The sequence below is a fragment of the Acetomicrobium sp. S15 = DSM 107314 genome (assembly GCF_016125955.1).
Taxonomy (GTDB): domain Bacteria; phylum Synergistota; class Synergistia; order Synergistales; family Thermosynergistaceae; genus Thermosynergistes; species Thermosynergistes pyruvativorans.
Genome location: NZ_JADEVE010000265.1, coordinates 1 through 18,540 on the forward strand (window position 1 = coordinate 1; position 18,540 = coordinate 18,540).

Genomic DNA, 18,540 nt, shown 5'->3' on the forward strand with positions numbered 1-18,540 from the left:
GATCTCGGCAACTTCAACTACAAAGATTTCCATCATTGGATAGGGGCCATGGGGACGCTCTGTATTTCGGTCAGACCTGGCTCGCCTATAAAAGATGGTCATGACTTGATCAAATTTCTCAAGGAAAAGGGCGTACTCCAAGGCATAGCGAAAGCACTCTTTGCCTTGCTGGGTGGATTGGCCGGTTACCAGATCGCTCAATATATACAGCAGAACCAATGGCTTTCGGCTATCGAACAAGCCCGCAAAGATATTAAAGCGGGACTTTAGGGACTCGTCGCGTTGTTTATTGGATGGGAGAGATCTCTCCCATCCAATTTTCAAAAGTTTTAGGCGAGAAGGAATGATTCGTGTGACGAAAGAAAAATATCGTTCTTTTTGTGATTCATGCGTGAAATGGCTTTTCCCTATTGCTATGGCGATTTGTTCTGTTATGCTCCTTGTCGCCATTATTCATGTTATAATGCGATATGTTTTCAAAAGCCCGCTTTCGTGGTCCGAAGAATTCTTGAGGTTCGCGATTGTTTGGTTTACCATGATAAGCGCGGCTATTCTGCATCATAACAAGGGGCATATTGGCCTTATCATCTTTCGCGATATGCTCCCAAGGAAGCTTCGCGCTTTTTGTATAAGGGTTGTTCCATTCATGGCAGTAATTGCCACGGCCTCTGTGGCTGTAAACGGGATCCTTCTCCTTTTCAAGACATACAAACAGATCACACCAGCATTGAACATTTCTGTCGCCATACCTTATGCTGCTATTCCTATAGGGTGTTTTTTCATGACCCTCTTTGGCATTGGTCATATTCTGGAAATTTCTTTAAGCGATAAGTTGCCGGAGAAAAAAACCGTGCCTGAGACGACCGAGAAGGGTGGGGAATGTAATTTATAGCGTGCGCAGAGAACACGAAGACACAATATTTACTGATGATGTAGAAAACCTCACAATATGGCTCCCAAACAGCCGTTTTGGAGGATTGTTAACGGTACCCAGATTCCCTGTGCCCAGTCCCAATTTTGTCGACTCTGCTTTCTGTGCCCCTATAGGTTCCCCTCTTCTGCGAGAGATTGCTCGTGGGAAGAACAAAGCCTCCGTCGTTGTTTCAGATGCAACGCGAAACGTTCCCACTTCATCAGTTCTTCCTCGGATCCTCGAAGAGCTCGAACTTGGTGGGATTAAGAGGGAAAACATCGCTCTCGTTGTGGCTACGGGTGTTCATCGCCCAGCTACAAAACAGGAGATGAAAACAATCACAGGGGAGAGCTTATGGGGGAAAGTTCGAATTCAAAACCATGATCCTTATACTCCGACGCTCCTTGCCAGCATAGGGACAACATCTCGTGGGACACCCGTAGAGGTTAATAGAGTTGTTAGGGAGTCAGACCTTCGGATAGTGGTGGGAAAGGTAGAACCCCATGAATTTGCGGGGTTTTCCGGCGGAAGAAAATCGGTGCTGCCGGGTGTTTCCTCTGAGCGTACCATCTTAATAAATCATCGTCCAGAGATGGTACTTCATCCATCTTCGACCATTGGAGTCCTAGAGGGCAATCCTATAAGTGAAGACATGTTAGAAGCAGCGCAGATGCTAGGGATTCAATTCTGCGTGAACTTACTCTCAGATGCTGAAGGTGCTCCATTTTCTATTTTTTGTGGCGACCTTGAAAAAAGTCATTCTCAAGCCGTGCTTGCTTTAAAGAAATATATCGCCCTTCCGCTGGAAAAACGGCTACGAATCGTTGTTACAACCCCAGGTAATCCTTTAAATATCAATCTTTACCAAAGCGTCAAGGCAATCATTGCAGCTGCTCCTATAATGGAAAGAAATGGCGTCCTTATTCTTTATTCTCAATGCACTGAAGGCGTAGGATCTGATGATATGCTACGTCCATTCATGATGGGAGCAACTTTCGATGACATCATAAGATACCTAAATGAAAATTATCGTATTCAGATGGATCACTCCCTTCTTTTATGTAAAATTCTTCAAATGGGACTGCGGATCATCCTTGTTTCTAGGAATATAGATCCTGAAATTGCGAAACGCGTGAAGCTTATTCCGGCGAATTCCTTAGATATGGCCTTAGAAATGGCCTCTGAGTTAGTCGGAGGGAATGAAAAAATCTATTTTCTTCCATGCCCTCAACGATTTCTTCCATTCATCACGGAAAAGGATCCTTGCAGAGAAAGTGAAAATGGAAGTTGCGACTGACGTTGTTATAATAGGAGCGAGCTTCATCTAACCAAGATCGTGAGGCTTCAAGTAGCGACACGAGTGCTCCTCCTCAGTAAGACGATATTGGGGCGTGTAATAGCTTTGAAATTAAGGAGTCTTTAAAGCCTGATTTATAAGGAGATTGAGCCGTGAGCTTGTTGTTAATATAGTGTACAATTACCAACTAAACAACAAAGATTAAATTTAAAGGAAGGAATGTAGTGAGTAAAGTTTGTTGAGGAGATGGATGGTATGTTACTTAAAATGGTCATATGATTTTCGATTTGAAGCTAACTTAGAGTAAAGATAGGCTACATAATATATAAGTAGTGTTATATTTAGATGTTTATTAAAAAGTCCGTTAAAATTCAGAGATAAGTTAATAGGGGGCGGTGAAGTTTATGTATTTTGGTAATGAGAAGTTCAAAATTACAAAAATCGTTGCTCGGGAGATTTTAGACTGTCGGTTTAATCCTACTATTCAAGTGGATGTCTGGGCTGGCGATGGCATTTTTGGGCGGGCAGACGTTCCCGCAGGCCGATCTAGGGGCGAGAAGGAAGCATGGGAGATTCGCGATGGCGATAAAAGGGTGTTCGGAGGCCTCGGCGTTCAGCAAGCCATAAGGAATATCCACGAAGTCATTGCTCCGGCCCTTATTAGTATGGATGTCCGAGATCAACGAAGCATTGATCTGGCTATGATTAAGCTTGACGGCACACCAAACAAACAAAAACTGGGTGGAAACGCCATCATCGGAGTCTCCATGGCCGTTGCAAGAGCTGCAGCATGTGGATGTGGCCTTCCTCTCTACCGTTATCTAAACGCAAATGCTCATGTTTTGCCGGTCCCACTTCTGAACTATATCAATGGCGGGCGCCTTACGTCGAATGATTTGGACTTCCAAGAAATTTGCATCTTTCCGGTCGGAGCGGAGACATTCAGGGAGTCCATGATTATCGGATGGGATGTGTATAACGCGCTACGCGAGATTCTTTCAAGTAAATACGGGAAGCTGGCGGTCAACGTAGGAGATGAAGGAGGGTTCGCCCCCCCCATCGTGAGCGTTAAAGAAGCTATGGATAACCTTGTAAGGGCCGTAGAAATTTCTGGACACTCCGATAAGATTGTGTATGGTTTTGACTGTGCTGCAACGCATTTCTACGATAAAGAGAAGGACATGTATAAACTGGAAGGAGAATATAGAACTCGTGCAGAACTTTTAGGGTTCTACAAAGATCTTGTTAAAAGCTATCCAGTTGCTTCTATGGAGGATCCATTTGCTGAAGACGACATTGAAGGGTTTGCGATGGCAGCAAAAGAGCTGGGGATTCAGATTGTGGGGGACGATTTTCTGTGTACCAATCCTAAACTTATTCGCGAGCGAGCCGATTATTGCAACGCCCTTTTGCTCAAATTCAATCAGGTGGGAACGCTTTCTGAGACCCTTGATGCTGCAGAAAGTTCATATCGCCATCAATTTGGGATCATGGTTTCTGAGCGATCCGGAGAGACAGAGGACCCTATCCTCGCCGATGTTACGGTAGGCATTAATGCTGGGCAGATTAAAACTGGAGCCACACGCTCGGAACGGACTGCAAAATACAATCGTCTTCTTGAGATAGAATCTGAGCTCGGAGAAGCAGCTGTTTACGCCGGAAGACACTTTAGAAACCCTTTCTAAAATTCTAAAAAGTGAAAAAGGGGCTGGAATATCTCTAGCCCCTAATTTTAAAAATTCCCTTGGAGATGAAATAATCATTATGAATTACTTCAAAAATTCAGAACATATCCTTTCTCAAGGAAACAGAGCAATGCGAACAGAGGCCTTGGATGTTTTAAATGCAGGGCTTGATCGTGCAAATCCCGAAAGGGCTACCTATAATCTCGTGCGACTGGAAGGGGATGCGATCTTCATTGGAGGGAAGTCATATCCCTTGAAATCTTTTAAAAATATTTATGTGTTTGGTGCAGGCAAAGCGACATTTTCAATAGCTAAGGCTCTCGATAATATACTTGGAGATCGTATTACAGAAGGAATCGTCATATGTAAGGATGGCCAGGAAGGTTCCCTCGTCAATATCCGACTCTGCATTGCCAGTCACCCTATCCCTGACGAAAGAGGAATGCGAGCAGCAGAGGAAATACTTGCCCTTGCTCGTAAAACAGGCCCTGGAGATCTTGTCTTTGCTTGTTTTACTGGCGGTAGTTCGGCACTTATGCCATTCCCTGTATCTGAAATAACACTCGAGGACAAAAAGCGAGCGAATGAGATTCTGCTAACATGTGGCGCTAATATTGTTGAAATTAACGCTGTCCGAAAGCACCTTAGTTGCATCAAAGGTGGGAAATTGGCCCAAGCCGTTCATCCTAAAGCCTTCCTAGTAAATATCACAGTTTCTGACGTTATTGGAGACCCTTTAGACTACATCACCGATCCTACTGTTCCCGATACATCAAGTTTCAAAGATGCTCAGAATACGATGGATAAGTATAGTTTGTGGGATAAAATGCCCCACTCTATTAGCACCTATTTAAAGAATCCGCCCCTTAATAGAGAAACACCCAAGTCCCTGGATACTCATAGAATTGAAAGCTATATCGTGGTTAAGGGAGATGCAGCATGCTTAGGTGCGGAGCAACGAGCAAAAGAGCTTGGATACGAGACAACAATACTCTCCACCATGTTTGAGGGAGAGAGCCGGGAACTTGGAAGAACATTTGGCTTCATTGGAAAGGAAGTTTTTTGGAATTCTCGGCCCCTTGAGGCTCCTTGTGCCTTTATTGGTGGTGGGGAAACTATTGTAACCATTCAGAACTGTTGTAAGCGAGGTCTTGGTGGGCCCAATCAGGAGTTCGCCTTAGGCGGTGCCATAGAAATCAAAGATTTGAGGAATACAGTGATGGCTGGGTTGGATACAGATGGCACCGATGGTCCTACTCCTTATGCTGGTGGAATATGCGACGAAACCTCTGTGCATCGTGGAATGGAATTGGGCATAGATTTGTTCATGGCCCTTCAGAATCACGATGCATCTCATGCGCTGCTCGCTATTGGAGATATCCTTGAAACTGGAAACACGGGAACAAACGTAAACGATTTAAAGATCATGTTGATTCGATTGATATTATAATTAACCACCCAAGAGGGATAACTATGGTAAGGAAAATTATTTTTGCTGATTCTTTTCATCTTACTGAGGAAGCAAAACAAGAGATCAGTAGCTTGGGCACTATAGTTTCCTTGTCCCTCCATCAGCGAGGGCAGCTTCTTCTTGAAAGCGAGAACGCGGATATCATTGTTGCGGAGTATGCGGTAATAAACGAAGAACTTATAGAAAGGGCCAAAAACCTTAAAGGAATAGTCGTTTATGGTGTGGGAGTAGACCACGTTAATCTTAACGCTGCCTCAAAGCGAGGGATTCCAGTGGGAAATTGTCGTGGTGGAAATGCTGAAGCCGTTGCAGAACTTGCCTTATCGCTGATGCTTGAGTGTATCCGCTGGACTGGACGGGCCAATGAATACGTGCGGTCGGGGAAATGGAAGTTTGCCGATAGTGCCTACCTGCCCACATGGGTAATGGGCCGAGAAATGAAAGGAAAAAAACTTGGAATTGTTGGTGCAGGAGCTATTGGAACCCGTATAGGAGAATTGGCAGAAGCCTTTGGGATGACTGTTTGTGTTACATTAGGAAGAAAGAAAAGCCATCCCCGTTTTCCGTGGCTCCCCCTCGAAGAGTTGCTTCCTCGTTCGGATATAGTCTCAATTAACGTTCCATTGGTTCCCGAAACTAGGGGTCTATTCTCCCGCGAGCTTTTTCCCCTTATGAAAGAAGGCTCTATTCTTATAGTTACTTCCCGTGGCGGAATTGTGGACGAAGTTGCATTGGCAGAAGCGCTCCTTTCTGGTCGTATAGCTGGGGCTGGCCTTGATGTTTTCGCGCGTGAGCCAATTCCACAAAATTCCCCCCTCTTTTCTGTTCCGAATATCGTGTTGACCCCCCACATGGGAGGGTCAACAGAAGAAGCTGTGAGTAATATCTCCAATATTGTCGTAGAATGCTGTAAACGTCTACTCGAAGGAAAGCTTCCTATCACAACGGTTAATTTGGAACTGCTTCAACAATATGGATACTATAGTGAGTATGCTGAAAAATCTGTATTGTAGGTACACTATTAACAATATAACTCGCAAAATATAAAGGAAGCCGCCTTATTCTTATTTGTCGTTTTATACAAAGTAAGAGGACAGATGGAAGTAAATTTAGCGACTTTCCTGGCAATTTTATAATTTAGTCTAAAACTAAATTAGAAAATTGCTCTAAAGTACATTTTATCGTAGTAATGTGAGCTTGTTACACAACTAAATCCAGATTGCGAACAACCAGGGCTAAAATGTTGTAAAATGAAAATATAGATTGACAAAAAAATAATCGGAGATAAAATAATTGAGAAAAAGGGGTGGTGGTCTTTGAGCAGAGCTCAATGAATGGTTGATCAAAGGCTTCTGGTAGTACAGTGAAGGTTATTATAGGAAGTTTGGGATCCATATGTAAAAATGGTGCAATCCCTGGGCGATGTCCTAATCATGTGAAAGAAAGGGGGTTGATAAGGAGTGAAGGAAAGTTCCGAGGATTGGTGTCATCCGTTTAGAGTAGCGCAAATTTTGATAGCAAAAGGGGGTAGTTAGTGATGCGGCGTAAAGCGTTAGCCATTCTGTTTGTGGGTTTATGCATGGTGGTATCTATTTATGGTGGGCAAAAAGCAGAAGGGAAGCCTATAGTGTTAAGATGGGGTCATGTGGTCACAGAAGACACACCTTTACATATCTCCGCTTTGCGGATGGCTGAGATAGTTGAGCAAAGAAGTAATGGCCAAATTAAGATTGAAATTTATCCAAACTCCCAATTGGGCACTAATCCTCAGATGGTTGAAGCCCTACAAGTCGGAGCGCTGGATATGCATATGCCTGCATGGGCTGTGATGTATGGCTTTACAACTACAGAGAAGACAAAGCTGTTAGACCTCCCCTATCTGTTCAAGAATGAAAAAGCTGCGGAAGCCGTGATAGATGGCGAGATTGGCGAGGAGCTCCGTAAAAGCTTTGAAGAAGTGGGCATTATTGGGTTGGGTTGCTGGACTCAAGGTTGGCGACACGTGACAGCCAATAAAGAGATCCGCAAGCCCGAAGACTTTAAGGGCCTCAAGATTCGCACGATGGAGAGCGAGTTGCACATGGACCACTTTAAGACCTTAGGCGCTAGTCCTGTGCCGATGGCCTTCTCTGAGGTATTTACGAGCCTTCAACAAGGCGTGATTGACGCCCAAGAAAATCCTTATACCAATATTTATACGATGGGGTTTTACCGGGTTCAGAAATATATCAATCAAACTGCACATCTATATGACCCAACTGCAATATTGATGGCTAAATCTACGTGGGATAGGTTGAGCGACGAGCAAAAGAAGATAATTAAAGAGGCAGAACGCGAAGCCAGGGTATACGAAAGAGAGCTTACCAGAAAGAACGATACCGAAGTGAAAGAAAAACTTAAAGATTATGGTAATATAATTATAGAATTAACTCCAGAAGAGCGTACTGCGCTTAGAGAGGCAGTTCAACCTATGTATGATAAGTGGACACCCAGGATAGGCAAAGAGCTGCTCCAGAAGGTTGTCGAGGCTCAGAAAGACTTTTAGATGAGAGGCGCGTTAGGGGGCAGTTCCCAACCCCCTAACGCTAATGTTTGGCAAAAGGGAGGTACGGCATTTGTTTGTAAAAAAATTGTTGCTTTGGCTAGACAACAAATTTGAAACAACTCTTATTGCTTGGATAATGGCGGCAATGCTATTAATTTCAACCGTTCAGGTTTTTACTCGCTACTTACTAAGCTATTCATTTTCCTGGGGTGAGCAAGCGGTCAGGCTTGGTTTTGTCTGGATCACTCTGTTAGCGGTAAGCCTTGCCGCTAAAAAGGGTATGCACCTTAAGGTTGAAGCGGCCATAGTTTTCCTTCCCAAGAAGATTGCAGGTGCTATTCAGATGTTTTCTGACGTCTTTACCATTGCCTTTAGCCTTTTGCTTTCTTGGTGGATCTTGAAATTCGCGATTGTGCAGTTTAAGGTTGGACAGGTTTATGCCGCCATACCCTGGCTTCCTGTGGGGGTAATGTATGTGGCAGGCGTCCTTGGCTTGTTCGGTTTGGCCGTTAGGACATTTGAAGTCCGGTTTTGGCCCCGCATTCGACAATTGGCGAAAAGATAAGGGAGAGTGAATCATGGCTGCGCTTCTGTTTATCTCATTGTTCGTATTGATGTTTCTTTCTGTTCCTATAGCGCTAGCGTTAGCGGCGTCCTCGGCCTTGGTGGGTTACATTTACTATCCTCAGCTTAACCTCGTAGCTTTGCTTGCCCAGGCGATAGTGACCACCGCCGACTCGTTTCCGTTGATGGCAATACCTTTCTTCATGTTAGTGGGAACGTTTATGGACAAAAGCGGGTTATCGACAGAGGTAATTGATGCCGCTGAGGCGCTTGTGGGAGATATCCCTGGTGGGCTTGGTGCGTCCACTGTCGTTGCGTGTATGATCTTTGCTGCCATTTCAGGCTCTGGACCAGCGGTGGTCGCTGCTCTGGGCACAATTTTGGTCCCTGCAATGGTGGGAAGGGGATATTCTGCCAGTTATGCTGGTGCCCTTACAGCAGCTGGGGCTACTATAGGACCTGTAATACCTCCTAGTATCCCAATGATCGTTTACAGCGTGGTTGTGGGTGTCTCGACGGTAGCCATGTTTACGGGCGGTTTTCTACCAGGAATTCTGATGGGTTCGTTTCTTATTTTAGTTAACTATCTTATCGCTAAGAAGCGCGGATACGCGGGAAAACCAAGAGAAGGCGGCTTCTTAGGAGCTCTAAAGCAGTGCTGGGGTGCTCGTTGGGCGTTATTGCTTCCTTTCATTATACTTGGCGGCATTTATGGTGGGCTTTTTACTCCTACGGAAGCGGCAGTGGTTGGTTCATCTTATGCCTTGGTGATTGGGGTGCTTAAGAAAACTCTTAACATTGGCAAGATAAAGGACGCCATGGTGGAAGCCGCATTGCTTTCTTGTCTCGCCATGTTTGTTCTTGGAGGGGCAACCACATTTGGTCGCCTCCTCATGCTCGAAAGAATACCGCAAATGCTTGCGCAACAAATGTTGGGTCTTACAAAGTCGCCCCTTATTATTATGGGTTTAATAATGGTCTTTCTCCTAATCACTGGTTGTTTTATTGATACGATATCCAACGTGGTTTTGTTTGCTCCACTGTTCGCACCTGTCGCCAAGGCCTTAAATTATGACCTTGTGTTCTTCGGCGTTTTAATGACGGTAAATTTGTGTATTGGTATGATTACTCCACCTGTGGGAGTTAACCTTTATGTGGCACAAGGGGTATGTAAAGCCCCATTTGATCAAGTGATCAAAGAAAGCATTCCTCTACTATTTACACTTATTGGAAGCATGGTAGTAATGCTTTTGTTTCCCGAGCTTGTGCTATTTTTGCCTAGAGCGTTAGGTTTGTTGCGTTAAATATGCTTAAGAATAGATGCTTGTATAGCGTAATTTGCGCTTTGCGCTTTATCTATGACTTATAACGAAAAGGGGTTAATATAAATGACATCTGAAGAAGTAACCTTGGCTCAGGCTTTAGTGCGCATTCCGAGTGAAAATCCTATTGGAACGGAGAAGGAAATCGGGAAGTTTATTACCAATTGGCTTTCCCGCATCTCCAATGTCGAGGCAAAAGAGTATGAAGTTCAACGCGATCGCTTTAACATTGTAGCTATACTCCGAGGCAGACAACATCATGCAGGCTTGGCTTATGTTGCCCATATGGATACCGTTCCGGTCGGTATGGGCTGGAGTGAGGATCCTTTTGGCGGGACCATAAAGGGCAACGCTCTTTACGGGCGAGGTTCTGTGGACATGAAAGGTGGCTTAGCAGCTGCTATGGTTGCATTTAAACGCGTGGCGGAGTCGGGGCAACAACCGCAAGAAGATTTCCTTTTTTGCGCTACTGTTGACGAAGAGGGCATGGAAATGTTAGGTGCTGTTGATTTGGCAAACCGAGGCTTAATAGATAGAGAGACGGTAGTCTTGGCCCCAGAACCTAACAGCCTGACGCTCACTGTGGAGCACAAGGGTGTCGTTTGGTATGAAATCGAAGCTATTGGTAAGAGCGCTCATGCCGGCAACCCTCAAATGGGTGCTGATGCTGTCTTGGCTACGGGGCAAGCCATTGTTGCGCTTAAAAATCTTATCGAGAAACTGCCTTATGAAAGTGAATATCTGGGTCGTTCGACTATCACTTTTGGACGAGTCGAAGGTGGCACAAAGACCAATGTGGTGCCAAACTACGCTCGTTGCGAGATCGATGTCCGGATTGTCGAGCCTATGAGTATTTCTCAGCTTACAGAGCTTATAACCAAAACAGTAAATGACACCATTGTCGACTCCGGTATTAGTTTCCACGTTCGTCATATCAATATCGACCGGCCACCTGTGAAGGCTGAGAGTGATTGTGCCTTTGTTAATGAAATTAAAGCAGCTTTTAGGGGTCGCACTGGCCGAGGAATCGAAATTTGCGGTTTTCCGGCTTATACAGATGCCGCTATCATAAGTGCTCGGACAGGTAATCGATACTGCTATGTTTTTGGTCCGGGCGCTCTTAAAGATGCGCATACCGTGGATGAGCACATCATAGTTGATGAAATTGAGATAGCAACTGATGTGCTTACAGCAACAGCAGAAAGAGTGCTTTTTGGCAAATAAGAGAAATCGTGACTCAAAATAATAGCCCATAGAATAGCGTAATAATGCTAATGATAGGAGAAATGAATATAATGCGTTTGATAAAAATTATAAGACAAGGCCATAAGTTATGAGTTGTTTAGCTAAGCTATAATGGTGGTGATGAGTAAAAATATAGTGCCAGTGCGACAAAATGTAGGAATGTAGATTTTAAATCTGTGCAAAACCTTGGTATTTTTAACAATTACTGCTTAATAGTTGGTTATTTTACATAGGAACGAGCAATTTGTTAGGCAATAAGTGTAGTTTACAGAAGGAGTTTACGAAATGTCAAAAGCAGCACACATGAATTTGCGTGCGGTTCTAAGCGCAATACCTATGATAGATACTCATAGTCATGTTATGGGTTTGCAGGAAATGCGTAGGAACTCCGTTAATCTGTTTAAAATCTTTGGCAATACATATGCACGCTTAGATTTTATTTCTGCTGGTATGTCAGCATCTGTGTGGGAATTTAACGACAATCTGGAGAATTTTTGGCCACTTTTTAAGGAATATCAACCCTTTGTGCAACATACTGCCTATTATCGCGCCACGATCCGAGCATTGCAAGGCTTATATGGGCTTAAAGAAGAGACAATCACAGATGATAATTGGCAGGTATTGTCGGAGCGCGTTACCAGGGCATATCAAAGAAATGACTGGTATCATTATGTCCTTAAAGAACGTGCTAACGTTAATGTGGGCATGCTTGATATGTTTTGGAGTGTGGATTATTTTTGCCATGATCCTTCTTTGTTCAGACCAATATTGCGTGCTAATCCTTTGATCTTAGGACGACAGTATATATATAAGTTTAAAGGCAAGGCGCACTATACCTCCATAGAAGAAATAGCTCAGGCGTTTGATGGCAATCTTAAAACTTTTGAGGGTTATCTTGATCTCGTTCGAACAGTGATTAAGGGGTACAAGGCTGTTGGTTCACCTGCTGTGAAGATTGCAACGGCTTATGAAAGAACCTTAGAGTTTCTGCCCGTTAGTCGGGACGAAGCTGCACATCTTTATGTTAGCGAACCCCAAAGGCTCACACCCGAGGAAGAGCGGCGTCTCCAAGATTTTATGGCGCGTTTTGTAATTGGCATTGCCATAGAAGAAGGATTGCCTGTGCAGATTCATACTGGGATCTTTGCTCGCAATGCCAACATCCTAAGTAACGGCAACCCTGAGCACTTGAACCAGTTGTTTTTGGACTTTCCCGATGCTCGCTTTGTGTTGCTGCACTTTGGTTTTCCATATATTGGACAAGCTATATCACTTGCCAAGATGTTTCCAAATGTGTTTGTTGACTTGGTTTGGGTGCCGCTTCTATCACCGACAGTCGCTCGCCAAGTATTAGACGAGTGTTTGGACTTAGTGGCAGTAAATAAAATCATGTGGGGCAGTGACGCTTACCAAGTCGAAGATGTCTATGCCGCTGCCTGTTTAGCTCGCGAGGTGGTAACCGATGTTCTGCTCAATAAAATAGAGCGAGGAGAGATGAATGAAGAACAAGCACTTACGATTGCTCAGCGAATATTTTATCAAAATGCTATGAGTTTGTTTAGATTAAACCAAGATACCAAAATGGTGACTGGTAAATAGATAGTATGACTAATATTTTAACAATTTCACTTCTTAGATGAGGTGGCTGCTGCGAGGAGCCCGATACTTCGTTTCAAGCCATAAGCGCCAACGCCGGCGTCAGGTTAAGCTTTATATTCGTTTTAGAGGAGGCGCATTTGGAAAATGATGTCTGACATCGAAATCGCTCAAGTCACGAGGCTTGAGCACATCGCGAAGATCGCAGAGAAGCTCGGCATTAGGGAAGAAGAACTGGAGTATTACGGCAAGTACAAGGCTAAGGTTTCACCGGAGGTCTGGGAGAGGGTAAAAGACAAAGCAGACGGCAAGCTCATCCTGACGACGGCGATAACGCCGACACCGGCCGGCGAAGGGAAGACCACCACGACGATAGGCCTGGGACAAGCGCTTCAAAAGATGGGAAAGAAAGCGGCCATGGCCATAAGGGAACCGTCTTTGGGGCCCGTCTTCGGCGTCAAGGGCGGGGCTGCTGGAGGGGGATACTCCCAAGTTCTCCCTATGGAGGATATAAACCTCCACTTCACGGGCGACATCCACGCAGTTACTTCTGCCCACAACCTGTTGGCGGCCATGGCCGATAACCACCTTCACCACGGCAATCCTTTGGGATTGGACCCGAGGCAGATGGCTATCAGGCGCGCCATGGACATGAACGAGCGAGCCTTAAGGTCCATCGTCATAGGCCTCGGAGGAAAGCCCAACGGCGTGCCAAGGGAGTCCGGCTTCGACATCTCCGTCGCCTCCGAGGTCATGGCTATCCTGTGCCTTTCAAGCGACCTTGTGGAACTAAAAGGGCGCTTATCTAAAATCATCGTGGGGTATACGTACGACGGAAAACCGGTGACTGCCGGCGACCTGAAGGCCCAAGGTGCCATGACGGCTCTCCTGAAAGAGGCCATAAAGCCCAACCTGGTCCAGACAGTAGAGGGATTGCCAGCCTTCGTCCACGGCGGTCCCTTTGCCAACATCGCTCACGGCTGCAACAGCGTAGTCGCTACGAAGCTCGGGCTGAAATTGGCCGACTACTTCGTGACCGAGGCTGGCTTCGGCGCCGAGCTGGGCGCGGAGAAGTTCATGGACATCAAGTGTCGCCTGGCGGGCCTGCGCCCAGACGCTGTCGTCATCGTAGCGACGATTAGGGCCCTTAAAATGCACGGAGGTGTGCCCAAGTCTGCCTTGGCGAGCGAAAACCTGAAGGCCTTGGAGAGCGGCTTTGCTAACCTGAAAAAACACGTCGAAAACGTCAGGACCTTCGGCGTCCCGGCAGTGGTGGCGTTGAATCGCTTTCCCACCGATAGCGATAGCGAGCTCAAGTTGGTGCGCGACATGTGCGAGAGTTTAGGTGTACCCATGGCGCTCTCCGAGGTCTGGGCCAAGGGGGGAAATGGCGGCATCGAGCTGGCAAACGAAGTCCTCGAGGCGGCAGAAAAGCCCTCTTCCTTTAAATTCCTCTATGAGCTGCACGAAAGCCCCAAAGATAAGATCGAAAAGATAGCCAAGACGCTCTACGGTGCCGGCGAGGTTCGATACACGCCTGAGGCGGAAGCCGATTTGAAGCGCGTCCACGAACTGGGATACGACGATCTGTTGGTGTGCATGGCGAAGACTCAATCCTCTCTCTCAGACGATCCGGCTCTGTTCGGATACCCAGAAGGCTTCACGATGACCGTGAGAGAGGTGCGCATATCCGCCGGTGCCGGTTTCATCGTGCCCATAACGGGAAAGATCATGACCATGCCGGGGTTGCCCAAGGTCCCTGCCGCTGAGGGCGTTGACGTCGACGAATTCGGCCGCATTACGGGGCTATTTTAGGGGGCTTTAAGATGAGCGCCATTATTATGGACGGCAAAGCCGTATCTGCCCTCGTGCGAGAAGAGGTAAAAGAGCGCGCCGCGATCCTCGCGTCTAAGGGAGTGAAGCCCGGGCTCGCCGTCGTCTTGGTCGGCGACGACCCCGCATCCCAGGTGTATGTGAGGCAGAAGGAGAAAGCCTGCGCTTCGGTTGGATTTGCCTCCTTCATGCGATATCTGCCAGCTTCCACTGACGAGAGGGAGCTGCTCGACCTCATAGACGGGCTGAACTCAGATCCTGCGGTGCACGGCATATTGGTCCAGCTCCCCCTTCCAAAACATATAGATAAGGACAGGGTGGCGGAGGCGATAGGACCTGAGAAGGACGTCGACGGTTTCCATCCGATAAACGTGGGAAGGTTGACGCTGGGCATCGAGACTATGGAGCCGTGCACGCCGAAGGGGATCGTCTATCTTTTGGAGCATTACGGCATAGATATAGAAGGAAAGCGCGCGGTGGTGGTCGGAAGGAGCAACATCGTCGGCAAACCCGTATCCATTTTGCTCCTCTCTCGAAACGCCACGGTCACCGTATGCCACAGCCGCACGAAAGACCTTCCAAGCGTAACTCGCCAGGCTGATATACTCGTGGCTGCGACAGGCAAACCCAAGATGATCACCTCTTCCATGGTGAAAGATGGAGCTGTCGTCGTGGATGTGGGAATAACGCGGACGCAGTCGGGACTTATCGGTGACGTGGATTTCGATGCCGTCAAGGAAATGGCTTCCTACATAACGCCCGTCCCTGGCGGCATAGGTCCCATGACCATAGCTATGTTGCTTTTAAATACGTTAAAGGCTGCCGAAGCCTGCGCCTCAGGTTCTATGCGTCGATAAAAAGAGACAAAGGCTCGAGGCTCAGGAAGCAGTGGCTAAATAAAAAAGGAGGGGTTATTGTGGCAAAGAAGAAGGGCAGGTTGGATTTTGTCCAGATGAAGCAGAAGGGCGAGAAGGTGGTGTGGGTTACCGCCTATGACTTTCCTATGGCCTCCTTCGCGGAGCAGGCCGGCATGGACATGATCTTGGTGGGCGACAGCTTGGGGATGGTGCTCTTGGGTTATCCCGGCACCGTGCCCGTGACGATGGAGGAGTGCCTCATCTGTTGCAAGGCCGTCCGCCGCGGCGCTCCTAACACCTTCTGCATCGGAGATATGCCGTTTTTGTCATATCAGACTACCGATGCCGATGCCGTCATGAACGCCGGGCGCTTCTTGAAGGAAGCTGACATGGACGCCGTAAAACTCGAAGGCGGCAGGAGGGTTCAGAGCAAGATAAAGGCCATAGCTGACGCTGGGATATTGGTCATGGGTCACATAGGCCTCACCCCTCAGAGCTCTGGAGCTCTGGGAGGTTTCAAAGCGCAGGGCAGAGACCCTGAAAGCGCACGGGAACTCATACTCGACGCCAGGGCAGTCGAAGAAGCTGGGGCCTTTGCCATACTGCTTGAGGCTGTGCCGCCGGAGCTCACGGCCTTCATAACGAAGGACCTCTCCATCCCCGTCTATGGCATAGGCGCAGGCGCCCCCTGCGATGGGCAGCTGTTGATCTGCGGCGACATGCTCGGCATGTTCCAGGCCTTCACTCCGAAGTTCGTCAAGAAATATGCCGCCGTGGCGGAGATCGAGACGAACGCCTTCAAGGAGTATATATCGGATGTGAAGAGCGGCAAATTCCCCGCCGATGAGCATTGCTATCATATCCTGCCGGAGAGGGCGCAGGAATACGAGCATATGCTCAAAGAATTAACGCGTAGGTGACATAGAGCACATGTGGCAAGGGTGGGGTATATGTCCTTAACCCCTGCCACTCTTGCTTCAGTAAAGTATGGAGTCTTTAGGTTGGGGGGTATTTGCTTTGATTTTGAGTAAGTTTAATCTCTCTGGTAAGGTAGCTATAGTTACAGGGGGAACAAGTGGCATAGGGAGAGCAATGGCTTTGGGATTAGCCGAAGCTGGCGCTAGTGTTATTGCCACCAGTCGGACAGAGCTAAAAGTAAAAGCAGTCTCTGAGGAAATAAGAAATATTGGAAGGGATACCATTGAGGTTGCCACTGATGTTACATCTCCGGAGGAAGTTGATAAACTAAAGGAAGCCGTTCTATCTAAATTTGGCCATATCGATATTTTGGTTAATAATGCTGGGACGACAATTAAAAAGAAGGCCGAGGAACTTTCTTTAGCAGATTGGAAAATGATTATTGATCTTAATCTCACTTCTGTCTTTATATGTAGCCAAATTATTGGGAAAGAAATGATAAATCAAAGGTCGGGCAAAATAATAAATGTTGCTTCTGTAGGTTCCAGGTTAGCCTTGAAAGGTTCGATAGCTTATTGTGCCTCTAAAGGTGGTGTTGTACAATTAACTAAAGTATTGGCAAGTGAGTGGGCTGATTATGGTATTGAAGTTAACGCTATAGCTCCGGCTTATTTTTTGACTCCTATGACTAAAAATCTATTAAGCTCGGAAGACTTCATGAGGCGCTTAAAAGAAAGAATTCCTATGAATCGTCTAGGCGACTTAGAAGAATTGAAAGGCTTGGTAGTTTTCCTTGCTTCGCCAGCGTCTAGCTATATAACGGGCGAGGTTATATTTGTTGATGGTGGCTGGACTAGTTATGGCATTTAGTTTGTTCATATAATAGCAAATTAAATAAGAAGGGAGCAGTTAAAACGATGGACAAGAAAGTGGTTATTACTAATTATGAGTTATTTGGCCAAGTGGAGAATGAGAAAGAGATTATGGGGAAATATAATATAAAAATAGAAGCTTATCAGTGTAAGAATGAAGAAGACATGATCAAAGTAGTTAAAGATGCTGATGGTGTCATAGTCCCCCAGTATCTACCCTTGCCTCGAAGAGTTATTGAAGCTATGAACAAATGTCAGGTTATCGTGACATATAGTATTGGAGTGGATCATATTGATATGAAAACCGCGACGGAGCAAGGAATTTGTGTAGCTAATGTTCCAGATTATTGTGTTGATGAAGTTTCTAATCATGCAATTGCGTTGATAATGGCGTTGCATCGGCGCCTGAAAACATTAGACCAAGGTATCAGAAAGATGAAATGGGGTTACAGTGAAATTAGGCCAATTAAACGACTTGCTATGAACAAACTAGGCATCGTAGCCTTAGGTAGGATTGGTCGAGAAATTGCACGGAAAATGAAGCCTTCTGTGGCAGAAATTCTTGGCTTTGATCCATATTTACCCAGAGAAACAGCTGAGCAGTTAGGTATCAGACTTGTTTCCCTGGAAGAATTATTAAAAGAATCCGATATTATAACGCTTCATGCGCCATTAACAGAAGAGACGTATCATATGATCGGTACAAAAGAGCTAAAAATGATGAGAAATACGGCTATTCTCGTTAATGTGGCGCGTGGCGGTTTGATCGATGAAAATAGTCTATGTCAGGCTTTGAGAGAGGGATGGATTGGTGGTGCAGGTCTTGATGTTTTTGAAGAAGAGCCGATTACAACTAATAACCCGTTGCTTGTTTTGGATAAGGACACTTTAATAATTACTCCACATGCAGCTTGGTATTCGGAAGAATCGCTCACAGACCTACAACGTAAAGCTGCTGAAGAGGTAATTCGAGTTTTAATTGAAAAAAAGTTTCCTAAAGCGCTAATGAACAAAGGGGTTAAACCTAAAGCTAACTTGATAGCATGATGTTCTTTTGTTATAGCAACAATATTGTTTTTAGAAGTTATGATGAGGTATGAATGGTTTTATTTTGTAGTATTTTATTACTATTTGTTATATAAGTAGGAATTTGATTATATAATTAGATAATTTTAAACTTAGATGCTGGTTTATTGGTTATTAATATACGAAATAGAGCAATGAAGATGATATTAAACCATGAGAGGGGATGTTAGAAATGATTCATATCTAGCTTTTGCTAAAAATTAAGAGAACAATTCAATTATTGTATAAAATATTAAAAGGGGGTAAGATACCATGTCGAGTGAAATGTGCTGCCTGGGAGAGAAAGGCGTAGCCGAGATCAATACCTATCTATCCAGCAAAAAGAACAGCGTCGTC

At 45.7% G+C, this 18,540-nt stretch carries 16 protein-coding genes; all 16 read left to right on the plus strand.

What is annotated here, in order from left to right; all coding sequences use genetic code 11:
* Positions 1 to 270: hypothetical protein (locus EZM41_RS07180; protein ID WP_198470438.1), on the plus strand; the 270-nt coding region annotated here is incomplete at its 5' end.
* A 163-nt stretch (positions 271 to 433) separates the two neighbouring features.
* Positions 434 to 892 (plus strand): TRAP transporter small permease, encoded by a 459-nt coding sequence (locus tag EZM41_RS07185; RefSeq protein WP_269778879.1) that lies wholly within the window; start codon positions 434 to 436, stop codon positions 890 to 892.
* A gap of 109 nt (positions 893 to 1,001) precedes the next feature.
* Positions 1,002 to 2,210, plus strand: a complete 1,209-nt coding sequence (gene larA, locus EZM41_RS07190; RefSeq protein WP_342449263.1) for a nickel-dependent lactate racemase — start codon at positions 1,002 to 1,004, stop codon at positions 2,208 to 2,210.
* A 404-nt stretch (positions 2,211 to 2,614) separates the two neighbouring features.
* The gene (eno, locus tag EZM41_RS07195) at positions 2,615 to 3,895 is read left to right on the plus strand and encodes a phosphopyruvate hydratase (RefSeq protein WP_198470441.1); all 1,281 of its coding nucleotides are present in this window, start codon (positions 2,615 to 2,617) and stop codon (positions 3,893 to 3,895) included.
* Between the two features lie 79 nt (positions 3,896 to 3,974).
* Complete coding sequence (locus EZM41_RS07200; protein ID WP_198470442.1) at positions 3,975 to 5,345, plus strand: glycerate kinase type-2 family protein; 1,371 nt, start codon at positions 3,975 to 3,977, stop codon at positions 5,343 to 5,345.
* 23 nt (positions 5,346 to 5,368) lie between these two features.
* Entirely contained in the window at positions 5,369 to 6,379 is a 1,011-nt protein-coding gene (locus EZM41_RS07205; RefSeq protein ID WP_198470443.1) for a 2-hydroxyacid dehydrogenase, read from the plus strand.
* Positions 6,380 to 6,903: 524 nt separating this feature from the next.
* The gene (locus EZM41_RS07210) at positions 6,904 to 7,911 is read left to right on the plus strand and encodes a TRAP transporter substrate-binding protein (RefSeq protein ID WP_198470444.1); all 1,008 of its coding nucleotides are present in this window, start codon (positions 6,904 to 6,906) and stop codon (positions 7,909 to 7,911) included.
* Positions 7,912 to 7,981: 70 nt separating this feature from the next.
* Positions 7,982 to 8,476, plus strand: a complete 495-nt coding sequence (locus EZM41_RS07215) for a TRAP transporter small permease (protein WP_198470445.1) — start codon at positions 7,982 to 7,984, stop codon at positions 8,474 to 8,476.
* 13 nt (positions 8,477 to 8,489) lie between these two features.
* Positions 8,490 to 9,779, plus strand: a complete 1,290-nt coding sequence (locus EZM41_RS07220) for a TRAP transporter large permease (RefSeq protein WP_198470446.1) — start codon at positions 8,490 to 8,492, stop codon at positions 9,777 to 9,779.
* 84 nt (positions 9,780 to 9,863) lie between these two features.
* Positions 9,864 to 11,021 carry a M20 family metallopeptidase gene (locus EZM41_RS07225; RefSeq protein WP_198470447.1) on the plus strand — a complete coding sequence of 386 codons (1,158 nt, stop codon included), beginning with the start codon at positions 9,864 to 9,866 and terminating at the stop codon, positions 11,019 to 11,021.
* 306 nt (positions 11,022 to 11,327) lie between these two features.
* The gene (locus EZM41_RS07230) at positions 11,328 to 12,641 is read left to right on the plus strand and encodes an amidohydrolase family protein (protein WP_198470448.1); all 1,314 of its coding nucleotides are present in this window, start codon (positions 11,328 to 11,330) and stop codon (positions 12,639 to 12,641) included.
* A gap of 144 nt (positions 12,642 to 12,785) precedes the next feature.
* Entirely contained in the window at positions 12,786 to 14,453 is a 1,668-nt protein-coding gene (locus EZM41_RS07235) for a formate--tetrahydrofolate ligase (protein WP_198470449.1), read from the plus strand.
* Positions 14,454 to 14,464: 11 nt separating this feature from the next.
* The gene (gene folD, locus EZM41_RS07240) at positions 14,465 to 15,328 is read left to right on the plus strand and encodes a bifunctional methylenetetrahydrofolate dehydrogenase/methenyltetrahydrofolate cyclohydrolase FolD (protein WP_198470450.1); all 864 of its coding nucleotides are present in this window, start codon (positions 14,465 to 14,467) and stop codon (positions 15,326 to 15,328) included.
* Positions 15,329 to 15,387: 59 nt separating this feature from the next.
* On the plus strand, positions 15,388 to 16,248 hold the full coding sequence (gene panB / locus EZM41_RS07245; RefSeq protein ID WP_198470451.1) for a 3-methyl-2-oxobutanoate hydroxymethyltransferase: 861 nt from the start codon (positions 15,388 to 15,390) through the stop codon (positions 16,246 to 16,248).
* 97 nt (positions 16,249 to 16,345) lie between these two features.
* A complete protein-coding gene (locus tag EZM41_RS07250; protein ID WP_198470452.1) occupies positions 16,346 to 17,116 on the plus strand; it encodes an SDR family NAD(P)-dependent oxidoreductase in 771 nt (256 codons plus the stop codon).
* 47 nt (positions 17,117 to 17,163) lie between these two features.
* Positions 17,164 to 18,165, plus strand: a complete 1,002-nt coding sequence (locus tag EZM41_RS07255) for a C-terminal binding protein (RefSeq protein WP_198470453.1) — start codon at positions 17,164 to 17,166, stop codon at positions 18,163 to 18,165.
* Positions 18,166 to 18,540 lie beyond the last annotated feature (375 nt).

What these genes read in the sequence shown, in the direction of transcription:
- EZM41_RS07220 (WP_198470446.1), top strand. Translation starts at nt 8,490, where the DNA reads ATGGCTGCGCTTCTGTTTATCTCATTGTTCGTATTGATGTTTCTTTCT.
- eno (WP_198470441.1), top strand. Translation starts at nt 2,615, where the DNA reads ATGTATTTTGGTAATGAGAAGTTCAAAATTACAAAAATCGTTGCTCGG.
- EZM41_RS07200 (WP_198470442.1), top strand. Translation starts at nt 3,975, where the DNA reads ATGAATTACTTCAAAAATTCAGAACATATCCTTTCTCAAGGAAACAGA.
- EZM41_RS07225 (WP_198470447.1), top strand. Translation starts at nt 9,864, where the DNA reads ATGACATCTGAAGAAGTAACCTTGGCTCAGGCTTTAGTGCGCATTCCG.
- EZM41_RS07185 (WP_269778879.1), top strand. Translation starts at nt 434, where the DNA reads ATGCTCCTTGTCGCCATTATTCATGTTATAATGCGATATGTTTTCAAA.
- EZM41_RS07255 (WP_198470453.1), top strand. Translation starts at nt 17,164, where the DNA reads ATGGACAAGAAAGTGGTTATTACTAATTATGAGTTATTTGGCCAAGTG.
- EZM41_RS07205 (WP_198470443.1), top strand. Translation starts at nt 5,369, where the DNA reads ATGGTAAGGAAAATTATTTTTGCTGATTCTTTTCATCTTACTGAGGAA.
- EZM41_RS07210 (WP_198470444.1), top strand. Translation starts at nt 6,904, where the DNA reads ATGCGGCGTAAAGCGTTAGCCATTCTGTTTGTGGGTTTATGCATGGTG.
- EZM41_RS07235 (WP_198470449.1), top strand. Translation starts at nt 12,786, where the DNA reads ATGATGTCTGACATCGAAATCGCTCAAGTCACGAGGCTTGAGCACATC.
- EZM41_RS07230 (WP_198470448.1), top strand. Translation starts at nt 11,328, where the DNA reads ATGTCAAAAGCAGCACACATGAATTTGCGTGCGGTTCTAAGCGCAATA.
- folD (WP_198470450.1), top strand. Translation starts at nt 14,465, where the DNA reads ATGAGCGCCATTATTATGGACGGCAAAGCCGTATCTGCCCTCGTGCGA.